Genomic DNA, 566 nt, shown 5'->3' with positions numbered 1-566 from the left:
CTAGGTAGTGTTTTAAATTAAAGATTCACGTACAACGCAATCTTCATGAGCTTCCTACTTGCATCCCCGGCGACAGTATTCAGCATTAGCAGCTGTCATGCAACAAGATCGAACCCAATTGAACGACGAGGCCTGGTCAGGCCTAAAAAAATTAATGATTTTCGCGGTACGCTGACGGGGATCCGACGCCGGGGGCGTAAGCCGAAGAATGACCGGGAAATGATGGAAGCGATGCTTTGGATACTCCGGACGGGAGCACCATGGCGCGACTTGCCGAGGAGCTTCCCGCCTTGGCCGTCGGTATATGCGCGCTTCCGTAGATGGACGGAGATTGGATTGTGGTCCCATCTGCTCGGATATTTTCGCGACGAACTCGCTGACGAAGAATACCTCATGATCGACAGTTCGGGCGTACGTGTTCATCAGGACGCATCGCGTGTCAAAGAGGCCAACTTCCAGCAAGCAATGGGGAGGAGCAAAGGCGGTCTATCGACGAAGATCCACATGGCTTGCGACGGCTTGGGATACCCTCTGGGCTTCATACTCACAGGGGCGGAGCGGCACGA

Annotated in this window: 1 protein-coding gene; it reads left to right on the top strand. The window is 54.1% G+C overall.

Annotated elements, in window-relative coordinates; translation table 11 throughout:
• Positions 1–231 precede the first annotated feature (231 nt).
• Positions 232–566 (top strand): IS5 family transposase (locus tag QEH52_RS20095; protein ID WP_308952752.1); only part of this gene is annotated, 335 nt, incomplete at its 3' end.

Origin of the sequence: Thalassobacterium maritimum (genome assembly GCF_031127805.1) — a bacterium.
Lineage (GTDB): Bacteria > Verrucomicrobiota > Verrucomicrobiia > Opitutales > Coraliomargaritaceae > Thalassobacterium > Thalassobacterium maritimum.
This window is presented reverse-complemented; position numbering and strand designations above follow the sequence as displayed.